This window comes from bacterium, assembly GCA_018814885.1.
Taxonomy (GTDB): domain Bacteria; phylum Krumholzibacteriota; class Krumholzibacteriia; order LZORAL124-64-63; family LZORAL124-64-63; genus JAHIYU01.
Map to the genome: position 1 here is coordinate 1 of JAHIYU010000189.1, position 26,869 is coordinate 26,869.

At 68.9% G+C, this 26,869-nt stretch carries 25 protein-coding genes; 19 read left to right on the forward strand and 6 right to left on the reverse strand.

Annotated features, from left to right (window positions below; translation table 11 throughout):
- On the forward strand, nt 1-3,725 hold a 3,725-nt coding region (locus KJ554_14490), incomplete at its 5' end, for a S8 family serine peptidase (protein ID MBU0743539.1).
- A 78-nt stretch (nt 3,726-3,803) separates the two neighbouring features.
- Here KJ554_14490 and KJ554_14495 read toward each other — a convergent pair.
- Entirely contained in the window at nt 3,804-5,222 is a 1,419-nt protein-coding gene (locus tag KJ554_14495; protein MBU0743540.1) for a hypothetical protein, read from the reverse strand.
- 14 nt (nt 5,223-5,236) lie between these two features.
- Nucleotides 5,237-5,833, reverse strand: a complete 597-nt coding sequence (locus KJ554_14500; protein MBU0743541.1) for a penicillin-binding protein activator LpoB — start codon at nt 5,831-5,833, stop codon at nt 5,237-5,239.
- A gap of 257 nt (nt 5,834-6,090) precedes the next feature.
- Here KJ554_14500 and KJ554_14505 point away from each other — a divergent pair, with 257 nt between their 5' ends.
- Nucleotides 6,091-7,398, forward strand: a complete 1,308-nt coding sequence (locus KJ554_14505) for an 8-oxoguanine deaminase (GenBank protein ID MBU0743542.1) — start codon at nt 6,091-6,093, stop codon at nt 7,396-7,398.
- Nucleotides 7,399-7,403: 5 nt separating this feature from the next.
- Here KJ554_14505 and KJ554_14510 read toward each other — a convergent pair whose 3' ends face one another.
- Both KJ554_14510 and tyrA read right to left on the reverse strand, forming a co-directional pair.
- Complete coding sequence (locus tag KJ554_14510) at nt 7,404-7,979, reverse strand: GNAT family N-acetyltransferase (GenBank protein ID MBU0743543.1); 576 nt, start codon at nt 7,977-7,979, stop codon at nt 7,404-7,406.
- A gap of 34 nt (nt 7,980-8,013) precedes the next feature.
- Nucleotides 8,014-9,195 carry a bifunctional chorismate mutase/prephenate dehydrogenase gene (gene tyrA, locus KJ554_14515; GenBank protein MBU0743544.1) on the reverse strand — a complete coding sequence of 394 codons (1,182 nt, stop codon included), beginning with the start codon at nt 9,193-9,195 and terminating at the stop codon, nt 8,014-8,016.
- An 81-nt stretch (nt 9,196-9,276) separates the two neighbouring features.
- On the opposite strand from tyrA, the gene arsB reads away from it, so the two are divergent.
- The 9 genes from arsB (at nt 9,277) to KJ554_14560 (ending at nt 15,568) form a co-directional block, all read left to right on the forward strand.
- Nucleotides 9,277-10,359 (forward strand): ACR3 family arsenite efflux transporter, encoded by a 1,083-nt coding sequence (gene arsB, locus KJ554_14520; GenBank protein MBU0743545.1) that lies wholly within the window; start codon nt 9,277-9,279, stop codon nt 10,357-10,359.
- 112 nt (nt 10,360-10,471) lie between these two features.
- Nucleotides 10,472-10,825 carry an arsenate reductase ArsC gene (locus KJ554_14525; protein MBU0743546.1) on the forward strand — a complete coding sequence of 118 codons (354 nt, stop codon included), beginning with the start codon at nt 10,472-10,474 and terminating at the stop codon, nt 10,823-10,825.
- A 103-nt stretch (nt 10,826-10,928) separates the two neighbouring features.
- Complete coding sequence (locus KJ554_14530; protein MBU0743547.1) at nt 10,929-11,537, forward strand: hypothetical protein; 609 nt, start codon at nt 10,929-10,931, stop codon at nt 11,535-11,537.
- A 58-nt stretch (nt 11,538-11,595) separates the two neighbouring features.
- Nucleotides 11,596-11,889 carry a metalloregulator ArsR/SmtB family transcription factor gene (locus KJ554_14535; protein MBU0743548.1) on the forward strand — a complete coding sequence of 98 codons (294 nt, stop codon included), beginning with the start codon at nt 11,596-11,598 and terminating at the stop codon, nt 11,887-11,889.
- The gene (locus KJ554_14540) at nt 11,886-13,046 is read left to right on the forward strand and encodes a permease (protein ID MBU0743549.1); all 1,161 of its coding nucleotides are present in this window, start codon (nt 11,886-11,888) and stop codon (nt 13,044-13,046) included. The genes KJ554_14535 and KJ554_14540 overlap by 4 nt, the downstream gene beginning before the upstream one ends.
- A 10-nt stretch (nt 13,047-13,056) precedes the next feature.
- Nucleotides 13,057-13,290 carry a TM0996/MTH895 family glutaredoxin-like protein gene (locus tag KJ554_14545; GenBank protein ID MBU0743550.1) on the forward strand — a complete coding sequence of 78 codons (234 nt, stop codon included), beginning with the start codon at nt 13,057-13,059 and terminating at the stop codon, nt 13,288-13,290.
- Nucleotides 13,287-13,682: a thioredoxin family protein gene (locus tag KJ554_14550; GenBank protein ID MBU0743551.1), complete on the forward strand. Its 396-nt coding sequence runs from the start codon at nt 13,287-13,289 to the stop codon at nt 13,680-13,682. The genes KJ554_14545 and KJ554_14550 overlap by 4 nt, the downstream gene beginning before the upstream one ends.
- Nucleotides 13,683-13,726: 44 nt before the next feature.
- Nucleotides 13,727-14,365 carry a cytochrome C biogenesis protein gene (locus tag KJ554_14555; GenBank protein ID MBU0743552.1) on the forward strand — a complete coding sequence of 213 codons (639 nt, stop codon included), beginning with the start codon at nt 13,727-13,729 and terminating at the stop codon, nt 14,363-14,365.
- A 165-nt stretch (nt 14,366-14,530) separates the two neighbouring features.
- Entirely contained in the window at nt 14,531-15,568 is a 1,038-nt protein-coding gene (locus tag KJ554_14560) for an alpha/beta fold hydrolase (protein ID MBU0743553.1), read from the forward strand.
- 8 nt (nt 15,569-15,576) lie between these two features.
- Here KJ554_14560 and KJ554_14565 read toward each other — a convergent pair whose 3' ends face one another.
- Together KJ554_14565 and KJ554_14570 are read right to left on the reverse strand one after the other, a co-directional pair.
- On the reverse strand, nt 15,577-15,993 hold the full coding sequence (locus KJ554_14565; protein MBU0743554.1) for a DUF814 domain-containing protein: 417 nt from the start codon (nt 15,991-15,993) through the stop codon (nt 15,577-15,579).
- The gene (locus KJ554_14570; GenBank protein MBU0743555.1) at nt 15,993-17,882 is read right to left on the reverse strand and encodes a sulfatase; all 1,890 of its coding nucleotides are present in this window, start codon (nt 17,880-17,882) and stop codon (nt 15,993-15,995) included. The genes KJ554_14565 and KJ554_14570 overlap by 1 nt, the downstream gene beginning before the upstream one ends.
- Nucleotides 17,883-18,096: 214 nt before the next feature.
- On the opposite strand from KJ554_14570, the gene KJ554_14575 reads away from it, so the two are divergent.
- The 8 genes from KJ554_14575 to KJ554_14610 form a co-directional block, all read left to right on the forward strand.
- On the forward strand, nt 18,097-19,056 hold the full coding sequence (locus tag KJ554_14575) for an ABC transporter ATP-binding protein (GenBank protein ID MBU0743556.1): 960 nt from the start codon (nt 18,097-18,099) through the stop codon (nt 19,054-19,056).
- Nucleotides 19,049-19,774: an ABC transporter permease gene (locus KJ554_14580; protein MBU0743557.1), complete on the forward strand. Its 726-nt coding sequence runs from the start codon at nt 19,049-19,051 to the stop codon at nt 19,772-19,774. The genes KJ554_14575 and KJ554_14580 overlap by 8 nt, the downstream gene beginning before the upstream one ends.
- Nucleotides 19,774-21,495: a GldG family protein gene (locus KJ554_14585; protein ID MBU0743558.1), complete on the forward strand. Its 1,722-nt coding sequence runs from the start codon at nt 19,774-19,776 to the stop codon at nt 21,493-21,495. The genes KJ554_14580 and KJ554_14585 overlap by 1 nt, the downstream gene beginning before the upstream one ends.
- Nucleotides 21,492-22,526 (forward strand): DUF4340 domain-containing protein, encoded by a 1,035-nt coding sequence (locus tag KJ554_14590; protein MBU0743559.1) that lies wholly within the window; start codon nt 21,492-21,494, stop codon nt 22,524-22,526. Before KJ554_14585 ends, KJ554_14590 begins: the two co-directional genes overlap by 4 nt.
- A gap of 159 nt (nt 22,527-22,685) precedes the next feature.
- Nucleotides 22,686-24,044 (forward strand): amidohydrolase family protein, encoded by a 1,359-nt coding sequence (locus tag KJ554_14595; protein MBU0743560.1) that lies wholly within the window; start codon nt 22,686-22,688, stop codon nt 24,042-24,044.
- 25 nt (nt 24,045-24,069) lie between these two features.
- Nucleotides 24,070-25,275 carry a YgeY family selenium metabolism-linked hydrolase gene (locus tag KJ554_14600; protein ID MBU0743561.1) on the forward strand — a complete coding sequence of 402 codons (1,206 nt, stop codon included), beginning with the start codon at nt 24,070-24,072 and terminating at the stop codon, nt 25,273-25,275.
- Nucleotides 25,276-25,278: 3 nt separating this feature from the next.
- Nucleotides 25,279-26,256: an ornithine carbamoyltransferase gene (locus tag KJ554_14605; GenBank protein ID MBU0743562.1), complete on the forward strand. Its 978-nt coding sequence runs from the start codon at nt 25,279-25,281 to the stop codon at nt 26,254-26,256.
- Between the two features lie 124 nt (nt 26,257-26,380).
- The coding region (locus tag KJ554_14610) for a pyridoxal-phosphate dependent enzyme (protein MBU0743563.1) at nt 26,381-26,869 on the forward strand (489 nt) is incomplete at its 3' end.

Here is a 26,869-nt window from a genome sequence, read left to right on the forward strand (position 1 = left end):
CGCGCGCGCTGCGGCCCGGCGACCCTCCCCGCAACGCCGCCCTGCCCCGCGAAACGTGGCTGGACCTGCGCCCGCAGGTCGGCAAGTCCCTGTCGTCCCCGTCATCCCCGCGCGGCGGGACCCGGGACGCGCCCTGGTCGACCGACCGGCTGCTGGCCGACCCGACCCACATGAACGACGCCTTCTGCTCCCTGGCGGTCAGCCCCGCCACCGGCGACCTGTACGCCGTCTTCGAGGCCACGGATCTCGGCGGCACCGACCGCGACATCCACATCGCGCGCAGCCAGGACGACGGACAGACCTGGACCGTCTGGGAGATGCCGTCGTTCGCGCAGGACGAATACATGCCCGACATCGCCATCGACGGCGCCGGCTTCATACACGTGGTCTGGATCCGCGACGACGGCTACATCGTGCGCACACGCTCCGCCGACGCCGACGACCCCACCGCCTGGGCCTGGATCAAGGGCCTGTTCACCGACTCGATCAACGCCACGCCCAGCGTTGCGGTCAGCGGGGCGGGCGACTTCGCCACCCTGTACATCGCCGCCAGCTACCAGGAGATCAACTGGGACCTATACCAGTGGGAATGGACACTGATCTGGATGTGGTCCACCAACGCGGGCAACACAGTCAGCTTCGACTACCTGGTGCCGGACGGGTATCCGGATCTCTGGCCCGACGCGGCGCTGGACGGCGCCCTGGCCCACCTGATCAACGGCGAGGCGGACGTCTACGGCGGACCCACCCGCATCCTGATCGCCAGCGACGCCGTGAGCGGCGGCTTCACGGACATCACGGACCTGTCGAGCTGGACCGCCAACAGCTGCGGCTTCCCGCGCGTGGCCTGCGCCGCGGGCGAGGTCTTCGCCGTCTTCCAGCACGACTTCGACGACGGGCTCGGCAACATCGACGGCGACATCATCTACGCCTTCTCCTGGGACGCGGGCGCCACCCTGTACGGCCCCTACGAGATGGTCGCCGACGCGTACGAGAGCGTCGGCCCGGCCGTCTACACGCGCGACGGCATCGTGGGCTGCCTATGGCTCGACGCGCCTCCGGGCGGCGACGAGTTCGACGTGGCGGCCCGTCAGGGCGGCGGACACGGCCATCCCGACAACTTCGGCGACATCGAGATCGTCACCGACCAGAACCTGGCCGAGCCCCAGTACCGCTACCTCGACGGCGCGGCCGGCGCGAACCTGCTGCACGCCGGCTGGATCGACCGCCGCGACACCCCGACGGAGGGCCACAACGTCTATACCTGCGAGCGATCCACCCATCCGGACCTCTCGCCGTTCGCGCCCGCGGGCTGGAACGCGCCCCTGGTCGGCAACATGTTCGCCGGCGAACGCAGCACGGGCTACCTGGCCGCCGGCCGGCGCGCGTTCATCAGCTTCGCGTTCATCAACAACGGCCTGGCTGACATCGCCGCCGACTTCCGCATCGAGCTGCGGGTGGATGGATCGGCCGCGGCCGCCTGGGAGCTGACGGGCGGCCTGCCCGTATCGACCTACGTCGTCGTCGAGGACCATCAGCTCATCCTCGACGCCGGCCCGCACCAGATCGCCTTCGCGGTGGACACGCTGGACGACGTGGCCGAGTCGGACGAGTCGGACAACGTCACCGCCGAGACCTGGACCTGGCTTGCGGGCGATCCGGTCCTGCGCGTCGAACCCGACCACGTCATGCATCAGTTCGCGGCGCCGCCTGGCCGCGTCTCACTGGACCGCCTGGCCGCCGACCCGCCGACCCGGCGCGTCAGCCACGTCGAGGTCCTCGGCGAGACCCTGCGCGCGGCTCTCGCCAAGGCCGCGCCGGACGGCACCTTGACCGTGATAATCGAACCGGTCCTGCGCGTGGACGCCCGCGCCCTGGACGCGGCCCTCGGCGACATCGACCGCGGCCGGCGCCGCGAGACAACCGTCGCCGCCCTGCGCGCCACCCTGGAGCGCGCCGGCGCCGAACTCGCGCCGGTCTTCACCGAACTCGCCGCCGCCGGCCTGCTGGAGCGGACGGACGCCCTGTGGCTGGCTGGTTCCTACGCGGCCAACGCGAAACCCGCGGGCGTCCACGCGCTGGCCGCCGCGCCCGCGGTCGGCCGCATCTGGCTCGACGACCGCACCAGCCGTACCTACGGCGCGGCGGCGGCATCGTCGCCGCGGGACGGAGGGAAGGCCCTGGCCTGGCACCTCCCGCGCATCGGCGCGGACCAGGCGTGGGCCCAGGGCTTCGACGGTACGGGCGTCCTCGTGGGCCACGTCGATACGGGCGTGTCCTACGATCACCCGGACCTGGCCGATCGCATGTGGGACGGCGGCGGCGCCTGGCCCCACCACGGCTACGACGCGGTCGACGACGACGACGATCCCTACGAAGGCGACACGAGCATCCACCACGGCACCCACACCGCCGGACTGATCGCCGGCGACGGCAGCGGCGGCACCGCCACCGGCGCCGCCCCCGGCGCCACGCTGATGGCCCTGCGGGCTGTACCCGGTTACTACAGCGACATGGTCGAGGCCATGCAGTTCGGCCTGGACAACGGACCGGTCGACGTGTTCAGCATGAGCGCCGGCTGGGACGACCCGGCCGGCGACCTCAAGGAGGCCAACCGGGCCAACGCGGACATCCTGCTGGCCATGGGCGTCGCCTGGATCACCGCCGCCGGCAACGGCGACAACACAGGCGGGCACTTTCCCCTGCCCCAGGACATCGGCACGCCCGCCGACTGCCCCGACCCCTGGTTCGGCGCGGCTGGCCATTCGGCCGTGATCGCCGTGGGCGCGACCACGAACGCCGATGCGGTCTGGCCCAGCTCCAGCCTCGGCCCCACGGTCTGGGCCATCGCCGGCACCGGCTACGACGACTACCCCTATCCGCCCGGCCTGATGAAGCCGGACATCGCCGCGCCCGGCGTCGACATCACCTCCACCCTGTCCAGCAGCGGTTACGTCGCCTACTCGGGCACCAGCATGTCCTGCCCCCTGGTCGCGGGCGCGGCGGCGATCCTGCTGCAGGCGACGCCGGGCGCGACGCCGACCCTGCTGGCCGAGGCCCTCGAGACGTCGGCGACCGACATCGGCGCCCCCGGCCGCGACAACGCCGCCGGCGCCGGCCTGCTGAACATTCCCGCGGCGCTGGAAGCCATGCCGCTGCTGGGCGTCGAGACCTTCACCGTCTACAACGACGGGGTGCTGCCCCTTTCTCTGGCGGACGTGACCTGGCAGGCGGGCTGGCTGGACGTGACGCCCTTGACCGGGCGGGTGAACCCGGGCGACGCCCTGGTCTGCCGGGCCACCTTCGATCCGGCGGGTCTGCCGACCGGACTGTACTACGACGACATCGTGCTGGAATCGGACGATCCCGCCGGGCCGCATACGGTGCGGGCCAAGCTGATCATCGGGGACGTGACCGGCGCGGACGACCCGCCGCCGACGGTCCTCTCGGCGACCGCCCTGCAGAACCACCCCAACCCCTTCAACCCGCGCACGACCTTGCGCTTCAACCTGGTGCGGTCGGACCGGGTCGAGCTGGCGGTGTACGATCTGGAGGGGCGGCGACTGAGGACGCTGGTCGCCGGCGAGCTGACGGCCGGACGTCACGAGGTGGTTTGGGACGGCGACGACGACCGGGGCCGCGCCATGTCCAGCGGGCTCTACTTCGCGCGTGTTGTGATGTCGGACGGCAGAAGCGCCAGCCGGAAGCTGACCCTTGTTCGGTGACGGTGAGTGTCGATCAGTTCCATCATGTGCACGACACGGCGAAGGCGCGCCGGTGCGGGGCGCCGGCCGCCAATTTCATCAGAAGACGCGCCGGGAGAGGAAGGTCCAGCCGCCCCGGCGCACCTGGACCGAGGGGATCGTCTGCTCGCCCAGCGAGCGGCCGAGCGGGTCGACCAGATCCACGCGGAGGTCGTAGACGCCCGGTGGCAGGGTGAGGCGGGCCATGGCGATGCCGTGCGGCAGGGTCAACCAGCCGCGCGTGTCGGCGCGTTCGGTGGCGGCGCCCAGCAGGTTGGCCAGCAGGCCGGCGACCTTGCTCTTGTCGTCCACCTTCTCCTTGGCCACGAACTTGGCCAGGGCGCGGGCGATGGTCTTGAGCAGGATCCCGTCCAGGTCGGCCGCGAAGCGCAGGCGGGCGCGGCCGGCCACGTCCTCGACCAGCACGGTGCGGGTCTGTCCGCCCACGGTGCCGCTGCTCACGCGGGCGCCGGCCACCCGGGGCGGATCGTCCCGCAGCTCGGGCACCGCGATGCGCAGCCAGTAGGCGATCTCGACGTTTCGCCCGGCCCAGCCGTGCCGATAGCGGCTATGCAGGGTCAGTGACCAGGCATCGTAGTCGTCGTCGAAGTCGTCGCTCTTGAAGATGGGCAGATCCAGTTCCCGGGATTCCCGGTGGGGGGCGTACCCCAGCTCCATGAAGAGCACCACCTCCCCCGCGTCTTCCGGCGGTGCGTAGGTCTCCGGCAACAGGCCGGGCAGGCGGTCGCGCAACTCGTCCAGCTCGGCGCGGAATCCCAGCCTGGTGCCGGTGCGCAGCAGATCCGCGCCCAGCCAGGGCGGCGTCTCCGACGCCAGGTCGCCGGTGGCGGCGGCGTAGGCCAAGGCGGCGTGGCGGTAGGCCAGGAACGCCTCGTTGGTCTCCCCTCCCCATTCGTGGAGCATGCCGCGCAGGTAGTGCAGGAAGGCGTTGTTGTCCAGGGCCGGGTCGTGCTCGCCCCCCTCGCCCGCGGCGGCGGCCGTCTCCATCCATTCGCGCAGCCGGATCTCGGCCTTGCGCGCCTCCACCAGGACCTCGCCGCGCTCGCCCAGGTAGACGTAGTTCAGGGCCCGATAGTAGGGCACCAGGACCATCTCGTAGGGCTTGGCCCGGTAGTCGATGGCGCCGTCGCTGGTGATCAGGGAGATGGCCGCCTGGCTGATGCTGCGCGTGTAGAGGTCCGCGGCCAGCAGCTCGGCCTCCTCGAAGACCTCGTTGGACTCGCGCCAGCGGTCGGCGTAATGCAGGACGAGTCCGCGCTCCAGCAGGTTGAGCAGACGATCGTGTCCCTTGGCGCCGTCGTCGATGACCTTCAGGGCCGCATCGTAGTCGCCGTCGGTCAGATCGCTGCGCAGCATACGGTTGCGCTCGACGTAGGTGGAGCACCCCGACAGCATCGTTCCCGCCAGCAGCAGGGCCAGGGAGATGGCCGCGGCGGACGCCGCGGCCCCTCTGCGCATGCGCGGCGGCTCGATCACGGACGATAACCGTCGCGGCTGACGTACTTCTTGATCTTCTTGAAGCCCGCCCAGGCCTTGGTGTTGTCCTGGAGGTCGATCAGGTAGACGTCCACCTGGTAGAACTTGACCTCGTCGCCCTCCTCGCGATCGATGATCGTGTTGATCTCGCCGAGCATGATGTAGTCGGCGCCCAGCTCGCGGCCCCACTGCTTCATGGACTCCTGCGAGGCGTACTGCTGCTGGTCGGCCCGCTCGTCGCGCAGCTGCTCGCGCTGCTCCGCGGTGGCGACCATGCGCACGCGCCCGGAATTGATGAAGGCGCGCTCCACGTCGGCCATGAAGGGGTTGACGGGGATGTGCTCGGACGACTTGTTGGCGATGTTGCCCACGATCACCGCGGGCTTCTTGCCGTGGGCCAGCAGGTGGTTCTCGACCCAGGGGCTCGTGGTCGCCTGGGCGATGAGCTCCTCGGCCACCAGCCGGCTGTCGGCGTCGTTCCAGCGGCCGGAGAGGTCGATTGTAGTGTCGGTGCCGACGCGGGTGACGGTCTTGCCGCCACCGCAGCCGCCGAGCAGCGCCAGGGCGGCGATCAGCGTCAACAGGGTCGCCAGGGTCGTTGGCCGATTGTTTCGCACGGTAGCCTCCTTCGTTCAACCGTCAATCTTGGGGGGCCTTTCGCGCCGTCCCCTCTTACGGACATCGCATTTTCAGGATGCCCTCTTTTTGGGTCGAAAACCGGGTCGGTTCGGGCACGACGGGTCGATGCTACAAGATACGGGCCAGAATCGGGATGATAAGCTGTTGCGGTGCGCTCCCGTCGCGTGGAGTATAACGGTGGCCGGGCCACAAACCAACGGAGAATGGGGCGATGAGCGATCACGGTCTTTTCCTGCTGACGAACGCCGAACCGCTGGTGACCCTGGACGGCGAACGGCGCATCCTGGACAGCGGCTGGGTGGCGTCCCGTGAGGGTCTGATCACGGCGGTGGGCGCCGGCGACCCGCCCGGGGAGATCGACGGCGCGCCGCTGGCCGCTTACGAACGGCTCGACGCACGCGGCTGCGTCGTACTGCCCGGCCTGGTCAACACCCACCACCACCTCTACCAGACGCGGACGCGGGCCTGGCCCGGCACGGTGGACGCCGAGCTCTTCGCCTGGCTGCGCACGCTTTATCCCGTCTGGGCGCAGCTCACCGACGAGGACTTCCACGCGGCGGCGCTGGTCGGGTGTCGCGAGCTGCTCGGCAGCGGCTGCACGACCACCACCGACCACCAGTACCTCTTTCCCCGGGGCGCCTCGCCCGAGCTGATCGACATCACCATCGACGCCGCCCGCGAGGCCGGCATCCGCTTCCACCCCACCCGCGGCAGCATGTCGCGTTCGCAGAAGGACGGGGGCCTGCCCCCGGACTCCGTGGTGCAGGATCCCGAGACCATCCTCGCCGACAGCGAGCGGCTGATCGCGAAATACCACGATCCCGCGCCGGGCGCCATGGTGCGCATCGCGCTCGCGCCCTGCTCGCCGTTCTCGATCACCCCCGAATTGATGATCGCCACGGCGGAGCTCGCCCGCGCGCACGGCGTACGCCTGCATACGCATCTCTCCGAGACGCGCGACGAGGACGCCTACTGCCGCGAGGTCTACGGCATGCGGCCGGTGGACCTGCTGGAGGATACCGGCTGGCTGGCCGACGACGTCTGGCTGGCCCACGGCATCTGGTTCGACGAGGAGGAGGTCGCGAGGCTCGGGTGCGCCGGCGTGGCGATCGCCCACTGTCCGACGTCCAACATGCGGCTGGGTTCGGGGATCTGCCGGGTGCGCGAGCTGCGCGCCGCCGGCTGTCCGGTGGGACTGGCCGTGGACGGCTCGGCCAGCAACGACTCCTCCGACCTGCTGGCCGAGTTGCGGCAGTGCCTGCTGCTGCACCGCGTGCTCGGCGGCGCGTCGGCCATGACGGTCGGCGAGGTGCTGGAGATGGCGACCCTGGGCGGGGCGGCCTGCCTGGGCCGCGACGACATCGGCGCGCTCGAGCCCGGCCGCGCCTGCGATCTGGCGCTCTTCGACCTGGACGACCCGACCTACGACCGGGTCGGCGACCGGGTGGCGGCCCTGCTGCTCTGCCGGCCGACGCGCGCAAGGTCGGTGGTGGTGGGCGGTCGGATCATCGCGCTCTGATGACGTCATTCCCGCCGGGGAGAGCGGCTCCGGCGTTCCCTTGCCCATTCCTCCCTGAGCATGGCGAAGGACACGTCGTCCACCCACTCGCCCCGTTGCCAGTGGCTCTTGCGGAAATGACCCTCCTGACGCAGGCCGAGACGGTTCATCACGGCGATGGCGGGCAGGTTGCGCGGATCGGTACGGGCTGCCACACGATGCGCGCCCAGCTCTGCGAAGAGGTAATCGATCACGAGCTGGATGGCGGCGGTGGCGTAGCCGCGTCGGCGATGATCCGGGTGCAGCGCGATGCCCAGCTCCGGGCTGCGGTGCTGCTGGTCGGCGAAGCGGATGCCGCAATCGCCCACCATCTCGCCGTCCTCGCGTCGGCAGATGATGAACTGGAACCAGGTCCCGGGGGTGCCCGGCTCCAGCCCGGCCTGCGCCCCGGCGAGTTCGTGCGCCTCGTCGACGGAGGCGGGCAACCAGTCCTGGTAGCGGGAGACTTCGGGCAGCGAGCGGTACGCGTAGAGCGCCTCGGCGTCCTCGGGGCGCATGCGCCGCAGGACGATCGTTCTCGCCTCGAGCTCCAGTTCGGTCATGACATCGCTCCTTGTCGGTTTCCGGATGTCTCTGCTACGGATCGCCGCGCCGGCGGGTTGCGCCGGCGGCGCGGATGTCGAGCCGGTCGCGCGCCTGGTCCAGCAGGGCATCGCTCTCGGCCAGGAAGACGTCCGCCAGCGGGCCGAGCCAGTCCTTGACCCGCGCGAAGTCGGCCAGGAAGGCGGCGCGGTCGCCGCTCTCGTAGATGTCCAGCATCCTGGCGAACAGGCGGTGATAACGGCGCGCCAGGTCCCGTCCCACCTCCGACCCGAAGATGATGTCAGCGTAGAGGTCCGGTGCCTGGGCGAAGAGGCGGCCGATCATGCCCAGTTCCAGGCGGTAGATGGGCGAGCTGAGCGCGAGCACCTCGTCCAGATCGGTCTGTTCCTCCATCAGGTGCAGGCCGTAGACGAAGGTGGCGAAGTGGCGCTGGGCCTGGATCGCGCCCATGAGGCGATCGTGGACCGCCGGCTCGACGGTGACCGGAAACGCGCCCCAGATGCGCAGCTGGTCCAGCAGCCAGCTGCAGGCGGCGGCGTCGCGGCCCGGGCAGTGGGCGAAGACCTGCTTGGCCAGCGAGGGCGCCGAGTGGCCGAACATGGGATGCAGTCCCACGACCGGTCCGTCGTGGATCTCGAGCATGCGCGCCAGGGGCGCGACCTTGACGCTGGTGATGTCGGCCAGCACCGCCCCGGCGGGCAGGCGCCCGCGCAGGTCGTCGAGCACGTCGAGGGTGACGGCGATGGGAACGCCGACCAGCACCAGCCCCGCGCCGTCGAGCAGCTCGTCGGCGCGGCTCCAGTCGTCTCGGTCCAGGATGCGCACCGGGTGGCCGGAGGCCGTGAAATGACGGGCGAAGAGACGTCCCATCCCGCCCGCGCCCCCGACCAGCACGACGGGCCAGGCTTCGGGTGCGGCGCGGCGATAGCCGTGCTCTCCCTCCGCGCGGTACGAGTCGCGCATGATGCGGCGCAGGATATCCTCGATCAGTTCCGGATGGACACCGCGCTCGGCGGCCTCCCGCCGGCGCGCGCGCAGCATGACCTCCTCGCGGTCGGGCGCGTAGACGGGCAAGCCCCGTGCCGTCTTGAGAGCCGCGATGCGGGTCACCACCTCGCGGCGCCGGGCGAGCAGGTCGATCAGCTCTCGATCGGCGCGGTCGATCTCGTCGCGCAGCAGGTCGAGTTCCCGGTCGGACTTGCCGTTGTTCTCCACGCCGGTCTCCTTGATCTTGTCATTCGCTGCCGGGACTGTATCATGTCGCAGACGTTCCACAGCCGCATTTCCGAGGACAGCATGAGTGTTACATACGAAAGCGCAGCCCGCCCCGAGGCGCCAGCCGGCCCGCAGCTCCTGTCGGTGCTGGACCGCTGGCTGACCCTCTGGATCTTCCTCGCCATGGCGAGCGGGGTGACGATCGGCTGGGCTTGGCCCGGCTTCGGCGCCTGGCTCGGCCGGTTCGACTCCGGCACCACCTCGGTGCCCATCGCCGTGGGCCTGATCCTGATGATGTACCCGCCCCTGGCAAAGGTGCGCTACGAGCGTCTGGGCCTGGCGTTCCGCGACGTCAGGATCCTGGCGATCTCGCTCGTGCAGAACTGGCTGGTCGGGCCGGTCTTCATGTTCGTGCTGGCGGTCGTGTTCCTGCCGGACCGGCCCGAGTACATGACCGGTCTGATCCTCATCGGTCTCGCCCGCTGCATCGCCATGGTCATCGTGTGGAACGACCTGGCGCGCGGCGACGCCGAATACTGCGCCGCGCTGGTGGCCTTCAACTCCATCTTCCAGATCCTGTTCTTTCCCGTCTACGCCTGGTTCTTCCTGGGCGTGCTGCCGCCCCTGCTCGGCCTGGAAAGCGTGCAGGTGTCGATCACCATCGGTCGGATCGCGCGCAGCGTGCTGATCTACCTGGGCATCCCCTTCGCCGCCGGATTCCTGACGCGCACGATCCTGCGGTCCCTCAAGGGCGATGTCTGGTACCGGACGGTGTTCGCGCCGCGCATCTCGCCGCTGACGTTGATCGCGCTGCTGTTCACCATCGTGGTGATGTTCTCGCTCAAGGGCGACAAGATCGTCGAGCTGCCCCTGGACGTGCTGCGCGTGGCCCTGCCCCTGCTGGTCTACTTCCTGGCCATGTTCTTCGTCTCCTTCGCCATGAGCCGGCGTGCCGGCGCCGCGTACGACAAGTCGGCCGCGCTGAGCTTCACCGCCGCCAGCAACAACTTCGAGCTGGCCATCGCGGTGGCCGTCTCGACCTTCGGCATCCATCACGGCGCCGCCTTCGCCGCGGTGATCGGCCCACTGGTCGAGGTGCCTGTCCTGATCGCCCTGGTCGGCGTGGCGCTGCGCTTCCGCGACCGGCTGTCCTGGAGCAGGTGACGTGAGCCACGGAAGCCCGCACGAGGACTGGCGCGCGGGAGCGCGGACGCTGCGCGAGCGGGCGCCGCGTACGCTGCTCTTCCTGTGCGTCGCCAACTCCGCGCGCAGCCAGATGGCCGAAGGCCTGGCCCGCGCGCTGGCCCCCGAGGGCGTGACCGTCGCCTCGGCCGGATCGCGGCCGACGAGCGTGCGACCCGAAGCGGTCGCCGTGATGGCCGAGATCGACATCGATATCTCCGGGCACCGGTCGACCGACGTCGCCGACGTGGCTCCCGACGGCGTCGACGCGGTCGTCACCCTCTGCGCCGACGAGGTCTGCCCTGCTTTCCTGGGCGACGCCCTGCGCATCCACTGGGGACTGCCCGATCCCGCCGCGGTCCAGGGCGACGCCGGGACGAGGCTGGACGCCTTCCGCGCGACCCGCGACGAGCTGCACCGGCGGCTCGCGGTCGTCTTCCCCGGCTGAACCGCCGGCGGACGGTATGGACGGTCCCCTGAAAACGTGATATCATCCCAGCGCCCCGCCGGTGCCCTACCTCCCCCATTTTTATCCTCATAGGAGGGAGATCATGGACTCTTGTCATCGTCGCACGTTCTCTGCCTCGCTTCTGGTCATCCTGCTGGCGGCCGCGCACGTCTCGGCGTACGAGATCCTGCTGGACATCGACACGGACTTCGACCCGACCACCATCGACGATCTCACCTACGAGACCAGCGCCCTGGTCAAGCTGATCCTCGCCCCCTCGACGCCGGGCGAGCTGATCGGCCGCGTCGAGTTCGGCCTCGGCGGGTCGTGCCTCGAATGCGACCTGGTCCACGAGTACGGCTCGGCGCACGACCTGGTCGACTCCGGCGAGCAGTTGTGGGTGCAGGCCAGCGCCTTCGCCAGCGGCTGGGACTATGCGCTCAGCCTGGGCTGCCCCGACGATCCCGGCTACCATCTCCATCTGTGGTTCGAGCCGCTCGGGGGCGGCACGATCAGCGTGAACCAGGCGTTCTTCCTGGCCGAGTTCAACGCCTGGGTGGCGAATCCGGTGCCGCCGGGATGCCGGCAGCCCGCCAGCAACCTGGCGGCCATGCCGCAGCAGGGCGCGTATTGGAACTATATCCAGCTGGGCGGTCCCGCGGTGGCCGGCGAGACCCGCGATTGGGGCGAGATCAAGTCGCTGTACAGGTGACAGGAATTCTGCTTGGCTATATGGCCATAATGTCATATTATCGGCGTCGAGGTGGAACATGCGCGACCGCGACGCCATCCGGCGCCAGGCCGGCGTCCTGAAGGCCCTGTCCAACGAATCACGGTTGCTGATCGTCCATCGCCTGGGCGAGGGCGACTGCACCGCCGGCGAGTTGACCGAACTCGTGGGCTCCGACCAGTCCACCGTGTCGAAGCACCTGGCGGTGCTGCGCCTGCACGGCATCGTGTCCGACCGCCGCGACGGCAACCGCGTCGTCTACTCCCTGCGCACGCCCTGCGTGCTGGACTTCTTCGCCTGCACCGGCCGCGTCATCCGGGAGCTGAAGGCATGACGTCCCGCGCGCAGGCCGGAGCGGCCGCCTGGATCGTCGCGATATTCCTCGCCTGCTATTTCCTGCCCGTGGGCGCCTTACGCTTCGACGGCGCCCTGCTCGAGGCCTTCCACCTGGTCCGCTGGTATGCGCGCGAGCACGTGCTGCTGTGCCTGGTGCCGGCCTTCGCCATCGCCGGCGCCATCGCCGCCTTCGTGCGACAGGGCGCGGTGATGCGGTACCTGGGGCCCACGGCCCCCAAGCCCCTGGCCTACGGCGTGGCCTCGATCTCCGGTTCGGTGCTGGCGGTCTGCTCCTGCACCGTGCTGCCGCTGTTCGCCGGCATCTCGCGCCTGGGCGCCGGGCTGGGGCCGGCCACGGCCTTTCTCTACGCCGGCCCGGCGGTGAACGTGCTGGCCATCATCCTCACCGCCCGCGTCCTCGGGCTGGAGATGGGCATCGCCCGCGCCGTCGGGGCGGTCGTGTTCAGCATCGTGATCGGCCTGTCCATGAGCCGGATCTTTAGCCGCGAAGAGGAGCGGCGGATCACCGCCCCCGAAACTCCGGCAGCCGATGCGCGGTCCTCCCCGGGCGAAGACGCCTTGTTCTTCGCCTCGCTGATCGCGGTGCTGGTCTTCGCCAACTGGAGCGCGCCGGGCCATGCCTCCTCTTTCTGGGGAACGATCCACGGCGTGAAGTGGGAACTGACCGGCGCTGCCCTGGTCGGCGTGGTGATCCTGGCGCGTCACCGCCGTAACGAGCTCGGCGACTGGGCGGGTGAGAGCTGGGGCTTCGCGCGACAGATCCTGCCCCTGTTGCTGGCGGGCGTGCTGGTGGCGGGGCTGCTGCTGGGCCGGCCCGGGCACGAGGGCTTGATACCGTCGGGCTGGGTGTCCCGCATGGTGGGCGGCAACGTGCTGGGCGCCAACCTCTTCGCCTCTGTCGCCGGCGCCCTGATGTACTTCGCCACCCTGACCGAGGTGCCCATCCTCGAGGGGTTGCTCGGCGCGGGCATGGGCAAGGGCCCGGCCCTGGCGCTGCTGCTGGCCGGCCCCGCACTCTCGCTGCCCAACATGCTGGTGATCCGCAGCGTCCTGGGCACGACCAAGACGTTGACCTTCGTATCGCTGGTGGTCGCGATGGCGACGCTAAGCGGTCTGATCTACGGCTCGATCTGACGGGAGGACCATGAAGAGCATCAAGATACTGGGCACCGGCTGCGACAAGTGCGAGACGCTGGCCGCGCGCGCCCGCGAGGCCGCCGAGAATCTCGGCCAGGACTTCGAGATCGAGAAGGTCTCGAAGGTCGCCGAGATCATGGCCTACGGCGTGATGCTGACGCCCGCCCTGGTGGTCGACGGCGAGGTCAAGGCCGTGGGCAAGGTGCCGTCGGTGGCCGAGATCATGGGGATGCTGACATGAAGAAGAGCACGAGAATCGCCGTGGTGCTGCTGGTCGTGACCGCCGCCGTGGCCGTCGTCGCGGTCAAGGACGGCCGGCGCGCAGACGAACCCGCAGCGTCCGCCGGCGCCGACGCCATCCCCCGTCTGGTGGACCTGGGCTCCGACAAGTGCACCCAGTGCAAGATGATGGCGCCCATCCTGGACGACCTGCGCGAAGAGTACGCCGGCCGCCTGGACGTGGTCTTCATCGACGTCTACAAGACCGAGGGCGCCGCGAAAAGGTACGGCGTGAGCGTGATCCCGACCCAGATCTTCTATGCGGTCGACGGCGCGGAGCTCTACCGTCACGTGGGCTTCTATTCCGGCCAGGAGATCCTCGCCAAGTGGCGGGAGCTCGGGGTGGAGTTCTAGTGGAAACCCTTCTGACATCCCTGGCGGCGGCCGCGGGCGGCAGCATGGTCATCGCCTTCGCGGCCGCCGCCGTCTGGGGCGTCCTGAGCATCGTGCTGAGTCCCTGCCATCTGGCCAGCCTGCCGCTGGTGGTCGCCTACGTGGGCGACGGGAGCACCGGGGACCGGCGCGCCGCGCTGCTGTCGACCACGCTGGCCGCCGGCATCCTGCTCTCGATCGCCGTGGTCGGCGCGGTCACGGCCCTGGCCGGCCGGATGCTGGGCGACGTGGGCGTCTGGGGCAATCGCGCCGTGGCGGCGATCTTCCTGGCCATCGGCCTGCACCTGCTCGGCGTGCTGCCGCTGCCCCTGCCGTCCGCCGGCGCACGGGCCGGCGGGCGACGCGGCTTCACCGGCGCGCTGGTGCTGGGCCTCGTCTTCGGCGTGGCACTGGGGCCCTGCACCTTCGCGTTCCTGGCGCCGGTGCTGGGCGCGGGTTTCCGCGAAGCGACAACCTCCCCCCTGCGCGGCGCCCTGCTGCTGCTGGCCTTCGGCCTGGGGCATTGCGGCATCATCGCCCTGGTGGGCGCCAGCGCCGCCCGCGCCCAGCGCTGGCTCGACTGGCACGCGCAGTCCGGCGGCGCCCTCTGGCTGCGGCGCGCCTGCGGGGTTCTGATCATGGTCGCGGGCTTCTGGTTGCTCTGATATTCTCGACCGCGCGGGATTCCCGCCGGCGGACATGTTCGAGGTGATGTGGATATGAAGATTATGATCGTGATCGTGGGATTGATCGCTGCCGTGTCCGCTACGGGTACATCCCGGGCTGGCGAAGATTCATTCAATAGACTCCGCCAAATCGCGACCCTGCCCATGGCCCAACGCCAGGCGGCCGTGGACCAGTTCCTCACCAGGATTCCGGAGAACCCGTTCTGCAAGCTCGGCTGCGACTCCCTGTGCATCGTCTACCGCGGTCCCGGCCGGGACATCCGCCTGGCGGGAGACACCACGGATTGGCAGCCCTTGCCCTTGATGCAGCACCTGCCGGGCACAGACCTGTGGTATCACCTCTTCGCCAACGCCCCGCAAGGCGCCCGCCTCGACTACAAGTTCGTCTGCGACGGCGTCTGGAAACTCGATACCCGCAACCCACTGACCTGCATGAGCGGCTTCGGGCCCAACTCGGAGATGCGGCTGCATGGCTACCGCCCGCCTCCCTTCGTGGACCACTCGGATCTTCCCCCCTGCCGCCTGGACACGCTGACCGTGCCGACGCCCCAGCTTGGTGGTCAGCGCACCGTGGTCGTCGTGAGGCCCGCCGCTCCCGATGATGCGAACCGTCCCTACCTGCTCGTGCATGATGGCCTGGAATATCTGACGCTCGCCGACCTGGCCGAAGCGATCTCCTGGTTCCAGGAATTCCGCGCCGACATCACGCTGCCCATCTGCGTGTGCGTCCCCCCCGGCCGCCGCACCGAGGAGTACGCCACCGACCTCCAGGACGACTTCGGCCGCTTCATCGCCGATACTCTGATGCCTCTGATCGAAGCGCGTTACGGCGAACGCGGTCCCTGGGGTTCGATGGGCGCCAGCTACGGCGGCAACATCTCGCTGTACCTGGCGCGACGTTACCCCGAGAGGTTCGACCGCGTCGCGGTCATGAGTCCCTCGGTGGCCCCCGCCCAGCACCACGGCATCGCGGCCCTCGACCCGACCTCGCTCAAGCTGTACGTGAACTGGGGAACCTACGACATCCAGCGCCTCGTCCCCGGCTGTGAAAGCTTCGTTCACATGCTCGAGGACAAGGGCTTCGAACACCTGGTCGAGGTCAAGCCCCAAGGGCATTCGTGGGGCTTCTGGCGCGACTCCCTGAGTCCCGCCTTCCGCTACCTCTACGCCGCGTCTCCCTGAAAAGACCTTCAAGGTGCGGCCGACGCGGGTAGCGCGGGCCGCACCTTGAAGGTCTCCTCGCGACGCACGTGCACGGTGCCCGGCTTGGCCCCCCGCGGTTTCGATACGTAGCGGGCGCGCGTCCCCGTCACGGCGACCTGGCGCGAGCCGCGGGCCTTGCTGTGCCAGGCGGCGACCGCCGCGGCGGCCTTGACCGTCGCCCGGTCGGGCTCCTCGCCGGCGGGGACCCGCAGCACCACGTGGCTGCCGGACAGGCCCTTGACGTGGAACCACCAGTCGTCGGGCCGGGCGATCTTCAGGGAGAGACGGTCGTTGTCGGCTTCGGTGCGGCCGGCGAGCACGATCCACCCGCCGGGTAGTTCGTAGCGCCAGAGCCTGGGCTCGGGGGGACGCCGGCCGTCCCCGGTGTCGCCCGGCGATCCCATCAGTCCACGTACCCCAGTGAGCGCAGGCGTTCGATCCGCGCCTCGTCGAGCGCCTGATCCTCGGCCAGATCCTCGTCGCTCGCCACGGGCGAGAACCCGAGGATGCGCAGGAAGAAGCAGTCCGAGTCCGGGGGCAGTTCCAGGCGCGCCCGGAAGACGTCGCCGGTCACGGTGACGTAGCCGATGTGGGTCTCGCGCAGATTGGCGTACTTCCCGGGCTCGAAGTCGATGCCGGCGATGTCGAAGACCTCGTCCGAGCCTTCCACGGTCATCCGGCCGCGGCCCATGACGCGCGCGGAGAGACGATATTCTCCTTCGGGAACGGCGATCTCGAGACGGCAGGGCCCGGCGCCGCGCCTCGCCATCAACCAGTGCTTGTGGTCGTGTTCGGAGATCAGCCATGGTTCGCCCTCGACGTCGCCGCCGCAGTCCTCGTCGCGCGGCGCGCGCTTGACGAAGCGGGCTTCGGCCTCGATCCGGGCATGGTTGGTGCCGAGCGCGAAGGGCACTTCGGGCTGGGTGAACCTGACGGCCGCCTGGTACCGCCGGAAGCGGGGCGCCATCGACGCGCGGTAGGCGTCCAGCATCGTCTGCACGACGTCGGGTCGGACCGTCCAGAGATCGCGGGTCTCCAGCACGTCGGCGCGCACGTCGTAGAGCCGCCCGGACAGGCCGGCGACCGCCGGCGCGGCGTCGGCGAGCAGGACCGCGTCCGGATCGGCGAAGATGCACTTGAACTGGCTGCTGCGGATGGCCTGTCGGGCCATCACGTAGGGCTTGGCGTCGGCCTCTCCCCTCGCGTACGGCACGAGGTCGACGCCGTCTGTCGCCTTGCCCTCGGGAAAAGGCACGTCAAGCAGATCCAGCACGGTCGGCGAGATGTCCACGCCCTCGCTCGGCGCGTTGACGCCGCCCCGGGCGAGTTTCCTGGGGTAATAGACGAGCAGGGGGATCCTGGCGACCGCGTCGTACCAGTCGCACTCGTGGCCGTAGCGGCCGGCCACCTCCATCAGGTGCTCGCCGTGATCGGCGGTGACGATGATCAGCGTGTTCTCGAGACGTCCCCGCTCCGCCAGGTAGTCGAACAGGCGGCCGAGCTCCCGGTCGTTGTAGCGCAGGCTGCCGTCGTACAGGGCGTCCAGGTAGCGCCTGTCCTCTCGGGACAGGGGCTGCTCGACGTTCTTGGGGTTGCCCAGGGGTTCGAAGCGGTCGCCGGTATAGGGTTCGGGGCCGAAATAGGCCCGGGCGTCGGCATCGAAGTAGTGGGGCGTATGGGTGTCCATCATGTGGATGTAGAGGAAATAGTCCTGCTCCAGGTGTTCGCCCAGCCAGTCGATGGCGTAGTCGATCATCGTCTCGGCGTCGGGATGCACGCGGCCGTCGGCGGCGTTGTTGGCCAGGTCGTGCAGCTCGTCGAAATCGTCCGCGAAGTCGGTCCCCCGCTTGATCCAGGGATGCGCCGAGACGACGGCGGTGAGGATGCCGTCCGCGGAGAGGGTCCGCGCCAGGGAGAGGGTCTGTTCGTCGGGTACGCGGAAGAGGTCGTCGGGCTCGGTCAGGGGGATGGACGGGCTGGCGGGGAACATGGACTTGGCGAAGTAGCGCGAGTAGAACAGCGTCGGCAAGGACGCGCGCGTGTAGGTGGCCTGGGCGAAGTGGTTCTGGAAGATCAGGCCGTTCTCGGCGAGCCTGTCCATGCGCGGCGTGGTCTCGCGGGCGTAGCCATAGGCCGAGAAGCGGTCCGGTCGCGCCGCGTCCAGCATGATCAGGATGGCCTGGCGGCTGCCGGGTTCCCGCCCGCCGCCGCCGCAACCGGTCGACACGACGAGCCCGGCCAGGAGCGTCAGGAACGCCCGCCGGACCGAGCAGCAAACGCATCGCGTGCTCATCATCCGCTCATCTTTCCGTTCATTCCCCGCGAGCCTCTCCCAATGAAGATCATCGGGGTGTCGCGTGCAACTCACATTTTCTGGAACGTGGCGGGCATTATGTTGTATATTGCCCTCTCGTTATTCCGGAGACGGCTCCCGAGGCCGGCGCCGTCGCCGTATTTTTTGCGTCCAACGCTTTTTCACACACGTCAGAACCGGAGGAACCATAGCGATGATCGAGGTAAGTGGCGTCACGAAGCGGTTCGGAGCGACCGTCGCACTCGACGACGTGTCCTTCCGCCTCGCACAAGGCGAAATCCTCGGCTTCCTGGGACCAAACGGCGCGGGCAAGAGCACGGCCATGAAGATCATCACGACCTTCCTGGCCGCCGATGCCGGCACCGTCACCGTCGATGGCATCGACGTTCTCGAGAGGCCCCTGGAAGTACGAGGGCGCATCGGCTATCTGCCGGAAAACAATCCGCTGTACGTGGACATGACCGTCCACGAATACCTGGACTTTGTGGGCGAGGCGCGCGGCCTGACCGGCGCTCGCCTGCGCAAGCGGCGCGACTGGGTGGTCGAGGCTTGCGGCATCGCCAGAGTCTACCACAAACCCATCATCGAGCTGTCCAAGGGTTTCCGACAGAGAACGGGACTGGCCCAGGCCCTGATACACGATCCCGACATCCTCATCCTGGACGAGCCCACGACGGGACTGGATCCCCTGCAGATCATCGGCATCCGCGACCTGATCCACAGCCTGGCGCGGCTGAAGACCATCATCTTCTCCACGCACATCCTGCAGGAGGTCTCGCCGATCACCCAGCGCATCGTGATCATCAACGACGGGCGCATCGTCGCCGACGGGAAGGTCGACGAGCTGGAGCAGCGCGCCATGGGCAGCAACCGCGTCTACGTGAGCTGCCGCGCCGACGGCGAAACGGCCGCCGCGGCCCTGCGGGAGCTCCCGGAGCTGGAATCGGCCGCCCTGGTCTCGGACGCCGGCGGCATCAGCAGGTTCGAGCTGCGGACGCCCTTCGGCCATGATGCCACGGGCCCGGTGGGACGCCTGGTCAACCAGCGCGGCTGGGAACTGCTGGAGCTGCACGAGTCGCGCTTCAGCCTCGAGGACACCTTCATCGCCCTGACGAGACAGGAGAGCGGGAACAGGGAGGTGCATCATGTCTAGCACGGGCGTCATCTTCCGGCGCGAGTTCGCGGCATACTTCAACAGCCCGATCGCGTACATCTTCATCATCGTGTTCCTGATCCTCAACTGCGGCCTGTTCATGACGCCGTTCTTCCTGGCCGGCGCCGCGGACATGCGCGAGTTCTTCAACAACCTGCCGCTGTTTCTGATCTTCTTCATCCCGGCCGTCTCGATGCGGCTATGGGCGGAGGACAAGCGGAGCGGCACCTTCGAGCTCCTGATGACCCTGCCCATGAAGTCGAGCCAGGTCATGCTGGGCAAGTATCTCGCCGCCATGACCTTCTACGTGATCGCCCTGCTCGGCACCTTGCCCATCCTCATCATGCTGCTGATCCTGGGCAATCCCGACGTGGGAGCGATCGTCAGCGGTTACCTGGGCGCCCTGCTGCTGGGCGGGCTGTACATGAGCGTGGGCATTTTCACCAGCGGCCTGCTCCGCGACCAGATCACCGCCTTCATCCTGGGCATGCTCGCCTGCTTCCTGCTGTTCCTGCTGGGCATGCCGTTCGTTTCGGGGACCATCGACGGCTGGGTGTCCGGGTTGGGCACCTTCCTGCAGAACGCCTTCGGCCTGATGCCCCACTACCAGTCGCTGCAACGCGGCGTGCTGGAGCTGGGCGACCTGGCCTACTTCCTGGCCTTGACCGGCGTCTTCCTCGTCCTCAACACACTGTGGCTGGAAGGGAGGAAGTACTAATGACCCCCAAGCGCAGAAACTTCCGCATGACCTTCGCCGTGGCCGTGGTGCTGCTGCTGGCGGCGGCCGTGCTGCTGACCGGCGTGCTGGGCAACTTCCAGGGCGTGCGCGCCGACCTGACCAGCGACCGTCTCTACACCATGTCGCCGTCGGCCAAGAAGATCCTCGGCGAGCTCAAGGCTCCGGTGCAGGTCAAGTTCTACATCACCGGCGCCGAGGACATGCCGACCGAACTGAAGACCCTCGAGCGCGACGTGTCCGACAAGCTGCACGACTACAGCCGCGCCTCGGACGGCATGATCGAGTACTCGGTCCACAACCCGCAGGACGACGAGGAGCTGCAGACCTCGCTGAGCTCGCGGGGCGTGAGGCCGTTCCAGGTGCAGTCCATCGAGAAGGACGAACGCAGCATCAAGCTAATCTGGAGCGCCATGACCATCGCCTACAAGGACTACCCCGAGGAGGTGCTGCCGCAGGTGCTACCGCAGTCGCTGATCTCGCTGGAGTACGAGCTGCTGTCGCGCGTCTACCGTCTGACGCAGGAGCGTCAGCCCAAAGTGGCCCTGGTGGCTCCCCTGCAGGAGGTCGACCAGCAGGTGGCCATGATGTACCTGCAACAGGGCATGCAGCCGCCCGAGCCCCAGGACATCTACACCACCGCCACGCAACTGTTCGAGCAGGAGCACTACTTGGTGGAGCGGATCGACCTGACCGCCGGCTCGCGCATACCCGAGGACGCCGACGTGCTCGTGGTGCTCAATCCCGTCGACTTCAACGAGCGGCAGGCCTTCGAGATCAACCGCGCGCTCAGCAACGGCATGAACACGATCATCGCCGTCCAGACGCACGAATACGGCTACCAGCCTGGCATGCGCGACGCCTACAGCATCAGCGGCATCCCACAGACCAGCGGCCTCGAGAAGATGCTGGCCGGTCTCGGCCTCACCGTCTCCACGGACCATCTCATGGATTCCAGCTGCCAGGTCCTGAACGTGCCGCGCACCCAGAACATCGGCGGCATGCGCTTCCAGACCAACGAGCCGGTGCGACTGCCCATCCAGATCCAGGTGACGGACACGCAAATGAACCCAGACGCGGCCATCAGCAATCGCATCGGCACCCTGCTGTACCTCTGGGGCTCCGCGCTGGAATTCGACGAGACCGTGCTGGCCGAACACGAACTGGCCCGCACCGACCTGTTCACAAGCAGCGCCCAGACCTGGACCGAGCCCTTCGCCGCGGGCGTCATGGCCGGCAGCCTCTTCCAGCCCGAGGGCAAGGAGCTGTCGCCTCGCCTGCCCCTGGCCGTGGAGGTGCGGGGCCGCTTCCCCGACGCCTTCGACGGCGCCGAGCCGCCCGCCTGGCCGGACGCCGGCGCACAGGATGAAGACGCCGGCGGCCCTGCGTCGGCCGATCCGGTCGCGCCGCTCTTGCGCGAGGAGGCCCGGCTGGTCCTGGTCGGCTGCGCGAAGATGTTCGACGACATGGCCCTGCAGGCCGGGCACAACTCCCTCTTCCTGCTCAACGCGGTGGACGGCCTGGTCCACGGCGAGGACCTGATCTCCATCCGTTCGAAGATCCTGACCCAGCGGGTGATACGCCCCGTGAGCGACGGCGAGAAGGTCGTCTTCCGTCTCCTGACGGTCGCGCTGATCCCCGTGCTGCTGGTCGTCTTCGGACTCATGCGCGCGAGCAACCGCAGGAAGGAGGCGGCGCGATGAGCAAGCGCAACCTGTACCTTCTGTCCCTGGCGGTCGTCGTCCTGATCGGGCTGGCGCTGGTGCAGAAATCGAGCCACGACCGCTCGACCTCCGCCTCCGACACGAGCCCGGTCCTGGGCACTGTCTTCGCGGCCGACGAGATCAACCGGGTGCTGGTGAGCGGCGGCGCCGACTCCACGGAGGTCGTCCTCGAACGGCTGCCCGATCACTGGGTGGCCCGCTCGGCCTGGAATCATCCCGTCGATCAGCGCAAGATCGACGAGCTGCTCGCGACCCTCGACGGGCTCACCGGGCAATACCGCTCCGACAGCGCGGCGATCCTGGCCGACTACGGCCTGGGGCCCGACGCCGAACCGGTCACGTTGACCCTCTACGGCAAGGAATGGGAACCGGTCTACACCCTGGAGATCGGACGCAAACCCGCCAGCGGGGCCGGCGCCTTCGTGCGCGACCCCGCCAGCAACGCCGTCTTCCTCACGCGCGCCAACGTGCTGGGCAAGCTCGGCATGCACGCGGGACCGGCCGGACCCGAGAACAAGTTCTTCCTGGACCTGAAGGTCTTCGACTGCAAACGCGAGGACATCGAGGCCATCACCCTGCACGACGGCAACCGGACCCTGGCCATGGAGAAGGTCTTCACGGCGCCGGCAGCCGCCGAGGGCGACACGGTTACCGCGGAACCCGACCGCAGCACCTGGGAATGGGTCCTGGTCGAGCCGGAGAGACGGCCGCTGGCCAAGACCAAGGTCGACGGCATCATGAACGCGCTGACCAACATTCAGGCCTCGGACATCGACGATCCGAAGACGCCCATGGAGGACTACGGACTCTGGAAGGCCGCACGGCGCGTGGAGGTGGCCCTGGCCGACGGCACCGATTTCGAGCTGCGCGTCGGCGAGCTGCGCGAGCACGACGCCGGCCAGAAGGACTACTTCGTGATGACCTCCCGGGACCGGACGATCTGGACGCTGCGCGATTACAAGATCGACCAGATCTTCAAGCAGCTGGAGGACCTGTTGCCGGAATCCTGAGCCTTCAACCTTTTGGCACCGACGCCCGGGAGCGCTCCTCCCGGGCGTTTTTTCTTGATGTTTTCGCGCCGTTTGCCGACCATGGACATCCTCCGCACGGCCGGTCGCTCTGCGGCCGCACGGCGCTCTCGATCGATAATCCAGGCCAGGAGGCCAGCCTTGCCCAACGCCCATGACGACCGATCGCGAACCGCCCTCCTGTTGAAGGGCGCCAAGGTTCTGGACTACCTGCCCGTCGCGCTGTCTGCAGCACCGAACCCGCGGGTGGAGCTCGCCGATCTGCGTATCGAAGGCGAACGCATCGTCGAGCGCGGCGAGGGGCTCGAATCCCGCGCGGGCGAACAGGTCGTAGAGTTGAACGGCCGGACGGTGATGCCGGGCCACGTCAACGCCCATCACCACCTGTACTCGTCCCTGGCGCCCGGCATGCCCGCCCCCGCGGAAACACCGCGCAGCTTCCAGGAAGTGCTGACGGAGATCTGGTGGAAGCTGGACCGGGCCCTGGACGCCGACTCGGTGTACATGAGCGCCGTCTCGGGCGCGTGGGATGCCATGCGCTGCGGCACGACCCTCATCTTCGACCACCATTCGAGCGTGACGGCGGTGGGCAAGTCCCTGGACCATGTGGAGCGCGGCATCGCCGACGTGGGCCTGCGCGGCTGCCTCTGCTACGAGGTCACCGACCGCGGCGGTCCCGGCAGCCGCGACACCATGCTGGCCGAGAACCGCCGCTACCTGGAGAAGATCGCCGGCGCCGGCGGCGATGTGCCGGGCTTCCGCGGCCTCGTCGGCGCCCACGCCAGCTTCACGCTGGAGGACCGGACACTGAAGCGGCTGGCCGAGCTCTGCGACGATTTCGGCGTCGGCGTGCACATCCACCTGGCCGAAGGCACGACCGACCGGGAGATCAGCAACGACCGCGGCTGGCCCGACCCCCTCGAGCGCCTCGACGGCTTCGGCCTGATCCGCCCCGGCGCGGTCCTGGCCCACGGCGTCGACCTGACCCCGCTCGACCTGCAGGTCATCGAGGACAAGGGCGCCTGGCTGGTGCACAACGGCCGCTCCAACATGAACAACGGGGTGGGCCGCGCGCCGGTGGACCGTTTCCCCTCGCGCGTCTGCCTGGGCACCGACGGGCTGGACGGCAACATGTGGGGCGAGATGCGCACCACCTTCTACCGGGGCAACGAGACCGGACGCGGCCCGCTCGGGTTCGACGGCGCGGAACGCTTCTGGATCGGCGGTTACCAGCTGGCCCGAGACGTCTTCGGCGAACCCTTCGGCTCGCTCGACGCCGGTGCCCCGGCCGATTTCCTGATCTGCGACGCGCACCAGAAGACGCCGCTGCAAACCGACAACTGGCTGGGCATGATGCTCTTCGGTTTCCATCCCTGGGACATCGCCGAGGTCTACGTGGGCGGCGAGCGCCGGTATCGCCGCGGTGATCCGGCCCCCTACGACGGGAAGGCCTGCCGGGACGCCGCGCGCCGGATCTGGGACGGCATGAAGAGAATGTAGCCACGGCTCATACGGGAGTTCGAAGATGGATCACACCGAAATCCTGGGGGCCGCCCGCGGTCTCGGGGAACCGCTCATCCGTTTCCTGCGCGACATCGTCGCCATCCCCAGCCTCTCCGGCGGGGAAGAGGCCGTCGTGCGGCGCATCGCCGCCGAGATGGAGGCCGTCGGCTTCGACGAGGTGAAGTTCGACGGGCTGGGCAACGTGCTCGGGCGCGTGGGCGACGGCCCCCGCGTCGTCGCCTTCGACGCCCACATCGACACGGTGGACGTGACCGACCGCGACCAGTGGACGTGCGATCCCTTCGCGGGCAAGCTGGAGGACGGACGCGTCTACGGACGCGGCGCGGTGGACCAGAAGGCCGGGATGGCCGGCATGGTCTACGCGGCCAGGCTCATGAAGGACCTCGGCCTGCTCGACGGCCTGCAGGTCTGGATGGTGGGCTCGGTCATGGAGGAGGACTGCGACGGCCTCTGCTGGCACTACATCCTGGAAGAGGGCGTGCTGAAGCCGGAAGTCGTCGTCTCGACCGAACCGTCCGGCCTGACGCTGACCCGCGGCCAGCGCGGGCGCATGGAGATCCGCGTGACCGCCCGGGGCGTCTCCTGCCACGGCTCGGCGCCGGAGCGCGGCGACAACGCCGCCACCAAGCTCGCACCGGCCTGCGCGGCCATCGACGCCCTCAACGCGCGTCTGGCCCGCGACGATTTCCTGGGCAAGGGCAGCTGCTGCGTGACCTGGTTCGGCACCGAGGGTCCCAGCCTCTGCGCCGTCCCCGACAAGGCCGAGCTGCACATCGACCGACGCCTGACCGCCGGCGAGACCAGGGAATTCGCCGTGAGGGAGGTCGCGGAGACCCTGGCCGGCGCCGGCATCGAAGCCGAAGTGTGGATCCTGACCTACGAGGTTCCCTCCTGGACCGGCCTGGTCTACCCCATGGAGAAGTACTACCCCACCTGGACGGTGCCCGAGAGCCATCCGGCCGTGCAGGCCGGTATCGCGGCGCACCGCGACGCGCTCGGTGCGGCCCCGACCGTCTCCTGCTGGACCTTCAGCACCAACGGCGTGGCAATCAAGGGCCTGCACGACGTGCCCTGCGTCGGCTTCGGCCCCGGCGAGGAACGCCTCGCCCACGCTCCCAACGAATACGTACCAGTCGAGGACGTCGTGAAGGCCTGCGCCTTCTATGCGGCGTATCCCCGCGCCTTCATCAATACCGACCAGAGGTGACGGATGAGCATGGACCTGAAAGGCAGGCACTACATCACGGCCCGCGACTGGAGCGACGAGGAACTCGAGCACGCCCTGGCGACCGCGGCCGATCTCAAGGACAAGTTCCACCGCGACGAGCCCACGCCGCTGCTGCGCGACAAGTCGCTCTTCGCGCTGTTCTTCGAGCAGAGCACCCGCACGCGCAACTCGATGGAAGCGGGCATGACGCAGCTCGGCGGCCACGCCAACATCCTCACGCCGGAGAAGCTCCAGCTCAGCCACGGCGAGACCGTCCTGGACACCGGGAAGGTCCTGAGCCGCATGGGTCACGGCATCGCCATCAGGAATTGCGACTGGGGCGTCGGCAACGCTTTCATGCGCGACATCGCCGCCATCTCCGGGGTGCCGGTCATCAACCTGCAATGCGACATGTACCATCCCTGCCAGGCCCTGGCGGACATCATGACCGTGCGCGAGACGTTCCGCGACGAGGTGCACGGCCGCAAGATCGTCGTCAGCTGGACCTACGCGCCCTCGTACGTGCGCCCCATCTCGGTGCCGCATTCCGAGATCCTGATGATGGCCCGCATGGGCCTGGACGTGACCCTGGCCCATCCCCCCGAGTTCAAGCTGCTGCCCGAGATCGTGGACGTGGCGCGCGCCGACTGCGCGCGCCACGGCACGAACTTCGAGATCGTCGACGACATGGACGCCGGCTTCGCGGGCGCCCACGTGGTCTACCCCAAGAGCTGGGGCTGCCTGGTGACCGAGCCAGACCGCGAGGCCGCGGTCGCGCACATCGAGAAGTATCCGGGCTGGATCTGCAACGAGGCGCGCATGAAGCTGGCCGCGCCCGACGCCGTCTACATGCACCCCCTGCCGGCCACGCGCGGGCAGGAGGTGACCGACGCGGTGATCGACGGGCCGCAGAGCGTCGTCTGGGACCAGGCCGAGAATCGGCTGCATACGGCCAAGGCGCTCATGGCGCTCACGATGTAGCCAGCAGGGAGATGAGCACGCACGTCATGCCCCGATTTCGGCACGCATGAGGGGCATGACGTGTGTGCTCACCTCCCTGCCGGCGCCGTTATGTGCATGGGCGCCTGGGCGGGAGGTTCGGAGGATGGGGCTGCCTAAGGTCGAGGTGAATCCGCACTGGTCGGGGTATCGGTGCGTGCTGTGCGGGAAAGAGTTCGGGACGGACTGGCGCGGCTTCGTCTGTGACGCGTGCGGCATCGACGGGATCCTCGACGCTACCTACGACTATGCGGCGATCCGCGCGGGGCTGCCGGGCGGCGAGGCCTTTCCCGCGGTCGGTCGGCCCGATCTCTGGCGCTTTCTGCCTCTGCTGCCCCTCTGGCCCGGGACCGCCCATCCCTCCTGGTCGCTGGGCGACACGCCCCTCCACGCGCCCGAACGCCTGCGCTCGAAACTCGGGTTGCCCGATCTATATCTGAAGGACGACACGGGCCTGCCCTCTGCCAGCCTGAAGGACCGCGCGACGGCGATGGCCGTGGCCGACTGCGCGCGGCTGGGCGTGGAGCACGTGGCGGCCGCCTCGACGGGCAACGCGGCGGCCAGCCTGGCGGTCCTGGCGGCGCGCGCCGGCATC